Annotated in this window: 11 protein-coding genes; 9 read left to right on the top strand and 2 right to left on the bottom strand. The window is 75.0% G+C overall.

Annotated elements, in window-relative coordinates; translation table 11 throughout:
- Positions 1 to 405 precede the first annotated feature (405 nt).
- Together ACF061_RS03400 and hemW are read left to right on the top strand one after the other, a co-directional pair.
- On the top strand, positions 406 to 2,346 hold the full coding sequence (locus ACF061_RS03400; protein WP_392265089.1) for a SpoIIE family protein phosphatase: 1,941 nt from the start codon (positions 406 to 408) through the stop codon (positions 2,344 to 2,346).
- Between the two features lie 37 nt (positions 2,347 to 2,383).
- On the top strand, positions 2,384 to 3,616 hold the full coding sequence (gene hemW / locus ACF061_RS03395; RefSeq protein WP_392265088.1) for a radical SAM family heme chaperone HemW: 1,233 nt from the start codon (positions 2,384 to 2,386) through the stop codon (positions 3,614 to 3,616).
- Between the two features lie 193 nt (positions 3,617 to 3,809).
- Here hemW and ACF061_RS03390 read toward each other — a convergent pair whose 3' ends face one another.
- Both ACF061_RS03390 and ACF061_RS03385 read right to left on the bottom strand, forming a co-directional pair.
- Positions 3,810 to 4,670 carry a DUF3097 domain-containing protein gene (locus ACF061_RS03390; protein ID WP_392265087.1) on the bottom strand — a complete coding sequence of 287 codons (861 nt, stop codon included), beginning with the start codon at positions 4,668 to 4,670 and terminating at the stop codon, positions 3,810 to 3,812.
- A gap of 31 nt (positions 4,671 to 4,701) precedes the next feature.
- On the bottom strand, positions 4,702 to 5,433 hold the full coding sequence (locus ACF061_RS03385; RefSeq protein WP_392265086.1) for an MBL fold metallo-hydrolase: 732 nt from the start codon (positions 5,431 to 5,433) through the stop codon (positions 4,702 to 4,704).
- Between the two features lie 136 nt (positions 5,434 to 5,569).
- Between ACF061_RS03385 and hrcA the strand changes: the two genes are divergently transcribed.
- The 7 genes from hrcA (at position 5,570) to ACF061_RS03350 (ending at position 14,064) form a co-directional block, all read left to right on the top strand.
- Positions 5,570 to 6,586 carry a heat-inducible transcriptional repressor HrcA gene (gene hrcA / locus ACF061_RS03380; RefSeq protein WP_392265085.1) on the top strand — a complete coding sequence of 339 codons (1,017 nt, stop codon included), beginning with the start codon at positions 5,570 to 5,572 and terminating at the stop codon, positions 6,584 to 6,586.
- Positions 6,587 to 7,723 (top strand): molecular chaperone DnaJ, encoded by a 1,137-nt coding sequence (dnaJ, locus tag ACF061_RS03375; RefSeq protein ID WP_392265084.1) that lies wholly within the window; start codon positions 6,587 to 6,589, stop codon positions 7,721 to 7,723.
- A 246-nt stretch (positions 7,724 to 7,969) separates the two neighbouring features.
- Positions 7,970 to 9,058 carry a nitronate monooxygenase gene (locus tag ACF061_RS03370; protein ID WP_392265083.1) on the top strand — a complete coding sequence of 363 codons (1,089 nt, stop codon included), beginning with the start codon at positions 7,970 to 7,972 and terminating at the stop codon, positions 9,056 to 9,058.
- Positions 9,055 to 9,795, top strand: a complete 741-nt coding sequence (locus ACF061_RS03365; RefSeq protein WP_392265082.1) for a 16S rRNA (uracil(1498)-N(3))-methyltransferase — start codon at positions 9,055 to 9,057, stop codon at positions 9,793 to 9,795. The genes ACF061_RS03370 and ACF061_RS03365 overlap by 4 nt, the downstream gene beginning before the upstream one ends.
- A gap of 28 nt (positions 9,796 to 9,823) precedes the next feature.
- Complete coding sequence (locus tag ACF061_RS03360) at positions 9,824 to 10,216, top strand: VOC family protein (protein ID WP_392265081.1); 393 nt, start codon at positions 9,824 to 9,826, stop codon at positions 10,214 to 10,216.
- A gap of 83 nt (positions 10,217 to 10,299) precedes the next feature.
- Entirely contained in the window at positions 10,300 to 13,530 is a 3,231-nt protein-coding gene (locus tag ACF061_RS03355) for a S41 family peptidase (RefSeq protein ID WP_392265080.1), read from the top strand.
- 180 nt (positions 13,531 to 13,710) lie between these two features.
- Positions 13,711 to 14,064: a histidine triad nucleotide-binding protein gene (locus tag ACF061_RS03350; RefSeq protein WP_392265079.1), complete on the top strand. Its 354-nt coding sequence runs from the start codon at positions 13,711 to 13,713 to the stop codon at positions 14,062 to 14,064.
- The last annotated feature ends 1 nt before the right edge of the window (position 14,065 follow it).

The raw sequence follows: 14,065 nt of genomic DNA, 5'->3' as shown, positions 1-14,065 counted from the left end.
GAGCCGGGAGCCGGGAGCCGGGAGCCGGGAGCCGGGAGCCGGGAGCCGGGAGCCGGGAGCCGGGAGCCGGGAGCCGGGAGCCGGGAGCCGGGAGCCGGGAGCAGCGGTCGCGGACCGGCCGGGCGGGCGGGGCGCGTCCACGCGGCGGAGCCGCACGCGCCGGCGTTCACCGCGCGGCCCCGGCGGGTCCGCCGCCTCGGCGACCGGCCGCGGCGACAGGCCCCGGCGACCCCGGCCCGAACGCGTTCGGATCCGGCCTCGCTCCGGGCGCTCGCTAGCACAGTCGCGGTGAAAAACGGCCCACTTCGGTAACTCCATGCTTATGAACGCAGTCGGTCTGTCACCCTGTCGGCATCGACCGAACCGAGTCGACGCCCGATTCGTGAAGATCCCCGGGAGCTGCGGATGGGAGTCATTCCGACGCAACGGGAGACCGTACCGCGTGCCTCCGGCGTGCCCGCGCCCCCGTGCGCGGGGGCGTGCACCGAGGAGCGTGCGACGCTGCCCGGCGGTCCCCACGCGCCGGGCGCCGCTCGTGCGCTGGCGCGCGCGGCGCTCACGGAGTGGCTGGATCTCGGTCTGACCGTCCCCGACCGGCTGGCCGACGACGTCCTGGTCGTCGTCAGCGAACTGGTCACCAACGCCGTCGTGCACGCGGGCACCGACGTGGAGCTGATCTGCCGGCTGGAGCCGGAGACCGGCGCGTGCGTCGTCGAGGTCTCCGACCAGCACCCCTCGCGCGCCCCTCGCGACCACCCCGCCCCGACCCCGTACGAGGCGCCGGAGTACGGCCGGGGGCTGCGCCTGGTCGCCGCCCTCGCCGAGGCCTGGGGCATCACCTACCGGCCCGGCGTCAAGACGGTCTGGGCCCGGCTGCCCGCCGAGGACGGCGCGCCGGGCGAGGGGGAGGAGGAAGGGGAAGGGGCGTACGGCGCCGAGTACGGGCTCGGCGTCGCCGAGTTCCTGGCGCCCGATCCGCAGCGGGCCGAACGCGACCGCGAGTGGCTGGGCCGCGGCGCGCTGACCTTCCTCGCCGAGGCCTCCGACCTGCTCGCCGGGCAGCTCGACGAGGACCTGGTCGCCGCGCTCACCGGTCAGCTGATCGTGCCCCGGCTGGCCGACTGGTGCGCGGTGTGGCTGGAGGACGAGTCCACCGCCCGGTGGGGATCCGCCCGCTGGACCGGTGACGACGGCCCGGCCGGCCGGTACGACGGCGTCGGCCTGCCCGGTCCCCGGCTCGCCCGGGTCTGGCACGGCAGCGAGAACCGCATCGACGAACTGCGCCAGGCCCTGGAGAAGGACCCTCCGCAGCCGGCCGACGGACCGCGCTCCGGCCCCGCGCCCTACCCCTGGCCCGGCCACGCCCTGGGCCCGCGCGCCACGGACGGCACGGCGCTCGCCTACCGTCTGATCGCCGGCGGCCGCCCGCTCGGCACGCTGGTCATCGGCCGGAGCGGACCGATCGGATTCCCCGACGAGATCACCGGACTGGTCGAGGACCTCAGCCGGCGCGTCGCGCTCGGCATCGGCGCGGCCCGGCAGTACGCCCGGCAGGCCACCATCAGCGCCGTCCTCCAGCGCGGACTGCTGCCCGGAGCGGTGGCCGAGATTCCCGGGGTGCGCAGCGCCCTCGTCTACGAGCCGTGCGACCAGGGCGGCCCGAGCGGCGACTTCTACGACCTCTTCCCGGCCGGCGACGGCCGCTGGTGCTTCGCGGTGGGCGACGTCCAGGGCAAGGGGCCGGAGGCCGCCGTGGTCATCGGCCTCGCCCGGCCCTGGCTGCGGCTGCTGGCCCGGGAGGGATACGGCGTCGCCGACGTCCTTGACCGCCTCAACCAGCTCCTGCTCGACGACGCCACCGAGGCCGCCGACGCCGCCGCCCGCGTCCTGGTCGCCGCGGGCGGCCGCACCCCGGCCCCCGGCGACGGCCCCCAGACCCGCTTCCTGTCGCTGCTGTACGGCGAACTCGCCCCCTTCGACGGCGGCGTCCGGTGCACCCTCGCCTGCGCCGGGCACCCGCTGCCCCTGGTCCTCGCCCGGAGCGGCGACGTCCGCGCGGTCGCCCGCCCGCAGACCCTGCTCGGCGTCATCGAGGACGAGACGTACGTCTGCGAGACCTTCGAGCTGCGACCCGGCGACAGCCTGCTGTGCGTCACCGACGGCATCACCGAGCGGCGCTCGGGCTCCCGGCAGTTCGACGACGGCGACGGGCTCGCCGCCGCCCTGGCCGGCTGCGCCGGGCTCGACGCGGAACTGATCGCCGAACGCATCCAGCGGCTCGTGCACGAGTTCGGCGAGCGGCCGCCGGAGGACGACCTGGCCCTGCTGGTGCTCCAGGCGGAGTGACGGCGGGCGACCGCCCGGGTGCTGGACAATGGAGGACATGCCTTCCGCACTCCCCGACGGCGAGCCCGTCCCCGCCGACGGCGCGCTGCCCGCCACCGCGCTCGCCGGGGCGGCCGACCGGCCCCTCGGGTTCTACCTGCACGTCCCCTACTGCGCCACCCGCTGCGGCTACTGCGACTTCAACACCTACACCGCCACCGAGCTGCGCGGCACCGGCGGTGTGCTCGCCTCCCGCGACAACTACGCCGAGACGCTCGTCGAGGAGGTCCGCCTCGCCCGCAAGGTCCTCGGCGACGACCCGCGCGCCGTCCGCACCGTCTTCGTCGGCGGTGGCACGCCCACGCTGCTCGCCGCCGACGACCTGGTGCGGATGCTCGCGGCGATCCGCGACGAGTTCGGCCTCGCGCCCGACGCGGAGGTCACCACGGAGGCCAATCCCGAGTCCGTCGACCCGGCGTACCTGACGGCCCTGCGGGACGGCGGCTTCAACCGGATCTCCTTCGGCATGCAGAGTGCGCGGCAGCACGTGCTGAGGGTGCTCGACCGGACACACACCCCGGGCCGCCCCGAGGCCTGCGTCGCCGAGGCCCGCGCGGCCGGCTTCGAGCACGTCAACCTGGACCTGATCTACGGCACCCCCGGCGAGTCCGACGACGACTGGCGGGCCTCCCTCGACGCCGCCCTCGGCGCCGGCCCCGACCACGTCTCGGCGTACGCCCTGATCGTCGAGGAGGGCACCGGGCTCGCCCGCCGCATCCGCCGCGGCGAGATCCTGATGACCGACGACGACGCGCACGCCGACCGCTACCTGATCGCCGAGGAGACGCTGTCCGCGGCCGGCTTCGACTGGTACGAGGTGTCCAACTGGGCCACCTCCGAGGCCGGCCGGTGCCTGCACAACGAGCTCTACTGGCGCGGCGCCGACTGGTGGGGCGCGGGCCCCGGAGCCCACAGCCACGTGGGCGGCGTGCGCTGGTGGAACGTCAAGCACCCGGGCGCGTACGCGGCGGCCCTGGCCGCCGGGCGCTCACCGGGGGCCGGCCGGGAAATCCTCACGGCGGAGGACCGCCGGGTGGAGCGGATCCTGCTGGAGCTGCGGCTGCGGGAGGGCGTTCCGCTGGACCTCCTGCACGCGGCGGGCCTCGCAGCCTCCCGCCGGGCGCTCTCCGACGGCCTGCTCCAGCCGGAGCCGTACGGGGCCGGGCGCGCCGTGCTCACCCTGCGCGGGCGCCTGCTGGCGGACGCGGTGGTACGGGACCTGGTGGACTGAGGCCGGCTGAGTCCGGACCCGGTTTAGTCCGGACCCGGCTGAGTCCGGATCCGGCGGTATCCGGACCCGCCGGGCCGGGGTCCGCCGGGCCGGGGCGGCCGCGGGGTCCCGAGGGGCCGGGCCCGCCTCGGTCGTACCGGGGCGGCTCCCGGCGGCGGGCACCGCAAGCGCCGCGACCGCCCCGGCCGCGGCGCTACGGCTGGGCCGTGACGAAGTCGATCAGCTCCTCCACCCGTCCCAGCAGCTCCGGCTCCAGGTCCTTGTAGGAGCGCACCCGCGCCAGGATGCCCTGCCAGGCGGCACCGGTGTTGTCCGGCCAGCCCAGGGCGCGGCAGACCCCCGTCTTCCAGTCCTGGCCGCGGGGCACCCGCGGCCAGGCCGCTATTCCCAGGGAGGACGGCTTCACGGCCTCCCAGACGTCGATGTACGGGTGGCCCACCACCAGGGCGTGCTCGCTGGTCACCGACTGCGCGATCCGCCACTCCTTGGAGCCGGGCACCAGGTGGTCCACGAGGACGCCGAGGCGGGCGTCCGGGCCCGGGGCGAACCGCTCGACGACCGCCGGCAGGTCGTCCACGCCCGCCAGGTACTCCACGACCACGCCCTCGACGCGCAGGTCGTCGCCCCACACCTTCTCGACCAGTTCGGCGTCGTGCCGGCCCTCCACGTAGATGCGCCCGGCGCGGGCCACCCGCGCGCGTGCGCCGGGGACGGCCACCGAACCGGATGCCGTGCGGGTGGGACGCACCGGGCCCGAGGCCGGCCTCACCAGGGTCACCGTCCGGCCCTCCAGCAGGAAGCCGCCGGGCTGGAGCGGGAAGACCCGGTGCTTGCCGAAGCGGTCCTCCAGGGTCACCGTGCCCGCCTCGCAGCGGATCACCGCCCCGCAGAAGCCGGTGCCCGGCTCCTCGACCACCAGCCCCGGCTCGGCCGCGATCTCCGGCACGGTCCGGGGCTTCTTCCACGGCGGAGTGAGATCGGGCGAGTACGAACGAAGGCGCGGGCCCGGGGGCCCCTCGTCGGAAGGGCGGTGGCCGGAGACGGGATGGCGCATTCGAGTGACGATAGGAGAAACCCGCGGCGGATCAGCGCGACACGCCGAAGCGTGCCGCCAGCGCGTCCCGCTGGGCCCCAACGAAGGCCGCGTCCACCACCGCACCGTGCCCGGGCACGTACGACGCGTCCGCTCCGCCCAGCTCCAGCAGCAGGTCCAGGGCGGCGGGCCAGCGGTCCGGTACGGCGTCGGGGCCCGCCTGGGGTTCGCCGGACTCCTCGACCAGGTCCCCGCAGAACACCACCGGCCGGTCGCCCGGCACCACCACCGCCAGGTCGTGCCCGCTGTGCCCGGGCCCCGCGTTCACCAGCAGCGCCTCCCGGCCGCCGCCCAGCGGGAGCGCCAGCCGGTCGCGGACCTCCCGGCCGCCGCGCACCATGGCCGCCGCCGCCTCCGCGGCCGCCCCCGCGTCCAGCCCGTGGCGCACCGCGTCCGCGCGCAGCTCCTCGCGCCCGCGCTCGTCGGCGTGGAGGGCGTACGCCCCCTCGGCGGCGAAGCACTCGGCGGCGCCGGACGCCGCCGCCCCGAGGACGTGGTCGAAGTGCGGGTGCGTCAGCGCGAGAAGTGTCACACCGCCGCCCGCGAGCCGCGCCGCCTGCGCACCCAGCCGCGCGCCCTCCGCCAGGCTCGACCCGGCGTCCACGAGCAGCGCCGAACCCTCCCCGACCACCAGCCCGACCGTGCAGTCCCACCCCGGCAGCCGGACCCGGCCCACCCCGTCCGCCAGCCGCTCCCACCCGAGCTCTTCCCAAGTCACCGTCATGCCCCGACGCTAGCCTCCGTGGAGCCGGCCTTGCCCGGGGTGTACCCGACGGCCGTACACTGGGCCGGGGAATGCTGGCACTCGTATGCGCCGAGTGCCAGGCGGGATCCGAGGGACGACTCTGGAGGTGTGCGCGATGCTCAGCGAGCGAAGGCTGCAGGTGCTGCGCGCCATCGTCCAGGACTACGTCGGCACCGAGGAGCCGGTCGGCTCCAAGGCCCTCACCGAGCGGCACAACCTCGGCGTCTCGCCGGCCACGGTCCGCAACGACATGGCGGCCCTGGAGGACGAGGGCTACATCGCCCAGCCGCACACCAGCGCCGGCCGTATTCCCACCGACAAGGGGTACCGCCTGTTCGTCGACAAGCTGGCCGGGGTGAAGCCGATGACCGCGCCGGAGCGGCGCGCCATCCAGAACTTCCTCGACGGCGCCGTCGACCTCGACGACGTGGTGGCCCGCACGGTGCGGCTGCTGGCGCAGCTGACCCGGCAGGTCGCCGTGGTGCAGTACCCGTCGCTGACCCGCTCGACGGTGCGGCACGTGGAGCTGCTGGCGCTCGCGCCCGCGCGCCTGATGCTCGTGCTGATCACGGACACCGGCCGGGTCGAGCAGCGGATGATCGACTGCCCGGCCCCGTTCGGGGAGACCTCGCTCGCGGACCTCCGGGCGCGGCTGAACAGCCGGGTCGCCGGCCGCCGCTTCGCGGACGTGCCGCAGCTGGTGGAGGACCTGGCGGAAGGCTTCGACCTGGAGGACCGCGGGACGGTCTCGACGGTGCTGTCCACGCTCCTGGAGACCCTCGTCGAGGAGAACGAGGAGCGGCTGATGATCGGCGGCACCGCCAACCTGACCCGCTTCGGACACGACTTCCCCCTCACCATCCGGCCCGTACTGGAGGCGCTGGAGGAGCAGGTCGTCCTGCTGAAGCTGCTCGGTGAGACACAGGATCCGGGCATGACCGTGCGCATCGGTCACGAGAACGCCTACGAAGGACTCAACTCCACGTCCATCGTGTCGGTGGGCTACGGTTCGGGCGGCGAGGCAGTCGCCAAGCTCGGCGTGGTCGGACCGACCCGCATGGACTACCCGGGAACGATGGGAGCGGTACGCGCAGTGGCACGGTACGTCGGACAGATCCTGGCGGAGTCGTAAGTGGCCACGGACTACTACGCCGTTCTCGGCGTGCGCCGCGACGCGTCGCAGGATGAGATCAAGAAGGCGTTCCGGCGGCTCGCACGCGAGCTGCACCCGGACGTCAACCCCGATCCGAAGACCCAGGAGCGGTTCAAGGAGATCAACGCCGCCTACGAGGTGCTGTCGGACCCGCAGAAGAAGCAGGTCTACGACCTCGGCGGCGACCCGCTCTCGCAGTCCGGCGGCGCCGGCGCGGGCGGCTTCGGGGCCGGGGCCTTCGGCAACTTCTCCGACATCATGGACGCGTTCTTCGGCACGGCGTCGCAGCGCGGACCGCGCTCGCGCACCCGCCGCGGCCAGGACGCGATGATCCGGCTCGAGGTCGAGCTGGACGAGGCGGCCTTCGGCACCACCAAGGACATCCAGGTCGACACGGCCGTCGTCTGCAACACCTGCAACGGCGAGGGCGCGGCCCCCGGCACCACCGCCCAGACCTGTGACATGTGCCGCGGCCGCGGTGAGGTCTCGCAGGTGACCCGGTCCTTCCTCGGCCAGGTCATGACCTCCCGCCCCTGCCCCCAGTGCCAGGGCTTCGGCACGGTCGTCCCGACGCCGTGCCCGGAGTGCGCGGGCGACGGCCGCATCCGCGCCCGCCGCACCCTGACGGTGAAGATCCCCGCCGGCGTGGACAACGGCACCCGCATCCAGCTCGCGGGCGAGGGCGAGGTCGGCCCGGGCGGCGGTCCGGCCGGCGACCTGTACGTCGAGATCCACGAGCTGCCGCACGCCACCTTCCAGCGGCGCGGCGACGACCTGCACTGCACGGTCACCATCCCGATGACCGCGGCGGCCCTCGGCACCAAGGTCCCGCTGGAGACCCTGGACGGCCTGGAGGAGGTCGACATCCGCCCGGGCACCCAGTCCGGCCAGTCGATCCCGCTGCACGGCCGCGGTGTCACCCACCTGCGCGGCGGCGGCCGGGGCGACCTCATCGTCCACGTCGAGGTCCAGACCCCGAGCAAGCTCGACCCGGAGCAGGAGCGCCTGCTGCGCGAGCTCGCCAAGCTCCGCGGCGAGGAGCGCCCGCAGGGGCAGTTCCAGCCGGGGCAGCAGGGCCTGTTCTCGCGGTTGAAGGACGCCTTCAACGGTCGCTGACGGTCGGCCGGGGGCCCGGGGGACCGGCCCCGGGGCGGCACGGTCGGCCGGGGCGGCAGGGCCTGTCCTCACGGTCGAAGGACGCGTTCGACGGCCGCCGGCGCGCGGCGTCAGGACCGGGGAGCGACCGGGGCCGTGCGCGGCGCGCGGACGGCGGCCGCCGCCCATGGGCGATCGGTTGCCTCCGGCATATGCCGGAGGTCGCCCGGATTCGGAGTCATTGGGAGGACGTGACACCATGCGGTCATGTCCTCCGCACTGACCGATCTCTTCCCGCACCCGATCGTGCAGGCTCCGATGGCGGGCGGTCCCTCCGGGCCGCAGCTCGCCGCCGCGGTGTCCGACGCCGGCGGGCTGGGGTTCCTCGCCGCCGGGTACAAGACGGCCGACGGCGTGTACCAGGAGATCAAGCAGGTGCGCGGGCTGACCGGCCGCCCCTTCGGCGTGAACCTCTTCATGCCCCAGCCCGAGCACGCGGAGTCCGGCGCCGTCGACCTCTACGCCCAGCAACTGGCCGGCGAGGCCGGCTGGTACGCAACGGAGCTGGGCGACCCGGACTGCGGCCGGGACGACGGCTACGAGGTCAAACTCGCCGTCCTCCTCGACGACCCGGTCCCGGTCGTCTCCTTCCACTTCGGCGTGCCCACCCGTGAGGTCGTCGACTCCCTGCACCGGGTGGGCACCTTCACCCTGGTCACCGCGACCACCGTCGAGGAGGCCCTCGCGGTGGAGCGGGCGGGCGCCGACGCGGTGGTCGCCCAGGGCGTGGAGGCCGGCGGCCACCAGGGCGCCCACCGCGACCAGCCGGAGAACGACGGCGCGGGCATCGGCGTCCTCTCCCTGGTCGCCGGGATCCGCGAGGCGGTGGACCTCCCGATCGTCGCGGCCGGCGGCATCATGCGCGGCAGCCAGATCGCCGCCGTCCTAGCCGCCGGCGCGAGCGCCGCACAGCTGGGCACGGCGTTCCTCGCCACCGTCGAGTCCGGCGCGCACCCCCTGCACAAGCAGGCCCTGACCGACCCGCTCTTCCCCCACACGGAGCTGACCCGGGCCTTCTCCGGGCGGCCCGCCCGCGGGCTGGTCAACCGCTTCATGCGTGAGCACGGCCCGTACGCGCCCGCCGCCTACCCGGAGATCCACCACCTCACCTCACCACTGCGCAAGGCCGCCGCGCGGGCGGGCGACCCGCAGGGCATGGCGCTGTGGGCGGGGCAGGGGCACCGCTTGGCGCGCGAGCTGCCCGCCGGACGGCTGGTGGAGGTGCTGGCGGCCGAGCTCGACACCGCGCGAGCGGCGATGACGGGCCACCGGCCGGCCGGGGGTGAGGGACGATGACGGCGCCGGTGTTCGTCGCCGACCGACTCGACGGAATCGGCCCCGAGTTCGTGCTCGACGGCCCCGAGGGCCGGCACGCGGTCTCGGTGAAGCGGCTGCGGCCCGGTGAGGACGTGGTGCTCACCGACGGGCGCGGGCGCTGGACCGAGGGCGTGGTGAAGGCCGCCGAGGGCAAGGACCGCCTGGTCGTCACGGACCTGGGGACCCTGCACGAGGAACCCCCGGAGACTCCCCGCATCACCGTGGTACAGGCCCTCCCCAAGGGAGACCGCGGCGAGCTCGCCGTGGAGACCATGACCGAGGTCGGCGTCGACGCCATCGTGCCCTGGCAGGCCGCCCGCTGCATCACCCAGTGGAAGGGCGAGCGCGGGGCGAAGGCGCTCGGCAAGTGGCGGGCGACCGCCCGCGAGGCCGGCAAGCAGTCCCGCCGGGTCCGGTTCCCCGAGGTCGCGGACGCGGCGACGGGCAAGCAGGTCGCCGCGCTGCTCGCCGGGGCCGACTTCGCCGCCGTGCTCCACGAGAGCGGCGACGAACGCCTCGCGACGGCCGAACTCCCCGCCCAGGGCGAGATCGTGCTCGTCGTCGGCCCCGAAGGAGGAGTCTCCCCCGAGGAGTTGGCGCTTTTCCGGGAGGCGGGTGCGCGGGCTTACGTCCTCGGGCGTACGGTACTGCGTACCTCGACCGCGGGAACGGCGGCCGCCGCTCTGCTCCTGGGCCGGACCGGCCGCTGGTCCTGAACCGCCGGTCCGACCTGTAGGGGGAACCGTGGAACTCGCCCAAGTACGCCTGTTCGTCACCGACTTCACCGCCTGCTACCGCTTCTACGCCGACGTCCTGGGCCTGAAGCCGCAGTCCGGCGCGGAGCGGGGACCGTACGAGAAGTTCAGCCCGGACACCGGGTCCGCGGGCATCGCCCTTCAGGACCGGGCGATGATGGCCGAGCTGCTCGGCGAGCTGGGCCACCCGGTCACCGGGCACCGCTCGCTGGTGGTGCTGCGCGTGGACGGCCTCGACGCGTACTGCGCGCAGATCACCGCCCGCGGCGCGACCCTGCTGCACGGCCCGCGGCCCATGACGGACCGCATGCGCGTCGCCCACCTCGCGGACCCGGAGGGCAACCTCGTGGAACTCCAGGAGTGGCTGCTGCCGCGCGCCTGAACAGGGGCGCGGGGGACGGCGGGCGGCGAGGGGAAGCGAGGCGACCCCTGTTCGCGGCCGCCGCCGCTGCGTAGGGTGATCGGGTGACTCAGTCCGCATCGTCTGCCTATCTCCGGTTTCCGCATCCGCACGGCGAGTTGGTCGCCTTCACCGCCGAGGACGACGTGTGGCTCGCGCCGCTGGACGGCGGCAGAGCCTGGCGGGTCAGCGCCGACAACGTGCCGGTGAACCACCCCCGCATCTCACCCGACGGCGCCACGGTCGCCTGGACCTCCACCCGGGACGGCGCGCCCGAGGTGCACGTCGCCCCGGTCGCCGGCGGCTCCGCCAGGCGCCTGACGCACTGGGGGAGTTGGCGTACCCAGGTGCGCGGCTGGACCCCGGACGGCGAGGTCCTCGCGATCAGCACCCAGGGCCAGGCCAGTCTGCGGCGCAGCTGGGCCAGAGCCGTCCCGCTGGACGGCGGACCGGCCGGCACGCTGCCCTACGGCCCGGTCGGCGACGTGGCGTTCGGGCCGCGCACGGTGCTGCTGTCCGTGACGATGGGCCGGGAGGCGGCCTGGTGGAAGCGGTACCGGGGCGGCACGGCGGGCAAGCTGTGGATCGGCGCCGCGGCGTCCCCCGGGCCGCAGGAGGACGGCTCCCGGGACGACGGCGGGTTCGTCCGGCTGCACGAGGACGTGGACGGCAACATCGAGTACCCGCTGTGGGTGGGGGAGAGGATCGCGTTCCTCTCCGACCACGAGGGCACCGGCGCGCTGTACTCCTCCCTCGCCGACGGCTCCGACCTGCGCCGGCACACCCCCCTGGGCGGTTTCTACGCGCGGCACGCGGCCACCGACGGCTCCCGCGTCGTCTACTCCAGCTCGGGTGAACTGTGGCTGCTGGACGACCTCGACGGCGCCGAACCGCGCCGCCTGGACATCCGGCTCGGCGGCCCGCGGGTCGATCTCCAGCCCTACCCGGTCAACGCCGCCCGCTGGTTCGGCTCCGCCGCCCCCGACCACACCGCGCGCGGCAGCGCGGTCGCCGTGCGCGGCTCCGTCCACTGGGTCACCCACCGCTCCGGCCCCGCCCGCGCGCTCGCCGCCGAGCCGGGCGTCCGGAGCCGGCTGCCGCGCACGTTCCGCGCCGAGGGCGAGGAGTGGGTGGTGTGGGTGACCGACGCCGAGGGCGAGGACGCCCTGGAGTTCGCGCCCGCCACCGGCCTCGCCCCCGGCGGGACGCCGCGCCGCCTCGCCGCCGGGCAGCTCGGCAGGGTTCTGGGGCTGGCCATGGCGCCCGACGGCAGCCGCGCCGCCGTCGCCTCGCACGACGGACGGCTGCTGCTCGTCGAACGCGAGACGGGCGAGGTCCGCGAGGTCGACCGCAGCGAGGACGGCGACGTCACCGGCCTCGCCTTCTCGCCCGACTCGGCCTGGCTCGCCTGGTCCCACCCGGGGCCGGAACCGCTCAGCCAGCTCCGGCTCGCCAACACCACCGACCTGTCGGTCACCGAGGCCACCCCGCTGCGGTTCCGGGACTACGCCCCGGCGTTCACCCTGGACGGCAAGCACCTCGCCTTCCTCTCCCACCGCTCCTTCGACCCGGTCTACGACGAACACGTCTTCGACCTGGCGTTCGTGGAGAGCTCCCGCCCGTACCTGATCACCCTGGCCGCGACCACGCCCTCCCCGTTCGGCCCGCAGCGGCACGGCCGCCCCTTCGAGGTGTCCGACAAGGAGGAGACCCCGGGCAGCGAGGGCGCCCCGGCGACCCGGATCGACGTCGACGGCCTCGCCGACCGCATCGTGCCCTTCCCCGTCGAGGCCGCCCGCTACTCCAACCTGCGCGCCGCCCGGGACGGAGTGCTGTGGCTGCGCCACCCGGTGACCGGCCTGCTCGGCGCCTCCCGCGCCACCCCCGACGACCCGGACCCGAAGACCGAGCTGGAGCGCTACGACCTGGCCCAGCAGCGCATCGAGCACCTCGCCGCCGACGCCGACCACTTCGAGGTCAGCGGGAACGGCAAACGGGTCCTGCTGTGGACCGACGGCAAGCTCAAGGTGGTGCCCAGCGACCGGCGCGCCTCCGGTGACGAGGACAGCGACTCCAACATCACGGTGGACCTCGGCCGGGTCCGGCATACCGTCGACCCGGCCGCCGAGTGGCGGCAGATGTACGAGGAGACCGGTCGCATCATGCGGGACCAGTTCTGGCGGGCCGACATGGGCGGCGTCGACTGGACCGGCGTCCTGGACCGCTACCGGCCCGTACTGGACCGTCTCGCCACCCACGACGACCTGGTCGACCTCCTGTGGGAGGTGCACGGCGAGCTCGGCACCTCGCACGCCTACGTCACGCCGTACGGCGCCTTCGGCCGCGGCGCCCGGCAGGGGCTGCTCGGCGCGGACATCTCCCGCCACCAGGACGGAAGCTGGCGCATCGACCGGATCCTGCCCTCGGAGACCTCCGACCCGAACGCGCGCAGCCCGCTGGCCGCGCCCGGTGTCGCGGTGCGCGCCGGGGACGCGATCGTGGCGGTCGGCGGCCGGCCCGTCGACCCGGTGACGGGGCCGGGCCCGCTGCTGGTCGGCACCGCCGGCAAGCCCGTCGAACTGACCGTCTCCCCGTCCGGCGGCGGCGAGCCCAGGCACGCGGTCGTGGTGCCGCTCGCCGACGAGGAGCCGCTGCGCTACCACGCGTGGGTCGCCGGCCGCCGCGCCCACGTCCACGAGCGGTCCGGAGGCCGGCTCGGCTATCTGCACGTGCCGGACATGCTCGCCCCCGGCTGGGCCCAGATCCACCGCGACCTGCGCGTGGAGGTGGCCCGCGAGGGCCTGGTCGTCGACGTGCGGGAGAACCGCGGCGGCCACACCTCCCAGCTCGTGGTGGAGAAGCTGGCCCGACGGATCATCGGCTGGGCCGTGCCCCGCGGCATGCGGCCCTACAGCTACCCGCAGGACGCGCCACGCGGCCCGGTGGTGGCCGTCGCCAACGAGTTCTCCGGCTCCGACGGCGACATCGTCAACGCGGCGATCAGGGCACTCGGCCTCGGAACGGTGGTCGGCACCCGCACCTGGGGCGGCGTCATCGGCATCGACAGCCGCTACCGCCTGGTCGACGGCACGCTGATCACCCAGCCGAAGTACGCGTTCTGGGTGGAGGGCCACGAGTGGGGCGTGGAGAACCACGGAGTGGAGCCGGACGTGGAGGTGGTGCAGCGCCCCCAGGACCACGCGGCGGGCCGGGACGTCCAGCTGGACGAGGCGATCCGCCTCGCGCTGGAGGCGCTGGAGGCGACACCGGCCAAGACCCCGCCGTCGCTCCCGTAGCAACGACGGGCGCCCGTGGCCCCCGCCCGTCCGAGCCGCCCCGGGCGGCACGGCGGGCGGGCCCTCGGGCGCCCCGCGCACACCGGACCACGCGGCCCGCCCTCGCGGGACAACGCCGGGCGTCCGGAGCCGCGTTGCTCGGTAACATGCCCGTACGAGATCCACTCCTAAGGAGGCCACATGGCAGGGGAGCCCCAGGAGGACTGCCTGTTCTGCAAGATCGTCGCAGGCCAGATCCCCGCGACCGTCGTCCGCGAGACGGACACGACCCTCGCGTTCCGCGACATAAACCCCCAGGCGCCCACCCATGTCCTGGTGATCCCCAAGGCGCACTACAAGGACGCCGCGACCCTCGCCGCCGGCGCCCCGGAACTGGCCGCGGACGTCCTGCGCGAGACCCGGGCCGTCGCCGACGACGAGAAGCTGGACAGCTACCGCACCGTCTTCAACACCGGCTCCGGCGCCGGCCAGACCGTGTGGCACGCCCACGCCCACGTGGTCGGCGGCCGCGGCCTGCAGTGGCCCCCCGGGTAGG

Source organism: Streptomyces sp. NPDC015220 (assembly GCF_043079345.1).
In the GTDB taxonomy this organism is placed as follows: domain Bacteria; phylum Actinomycetota; class Actinomycetes; order Streptomycetales; family Streptomycetaceae; genus Streptomyces.
The sequence above is the reverse complement of the archived record's forward strand: the minus strand, read 5'-3'. Positions and strand labels throughout refer to the sequence as shown.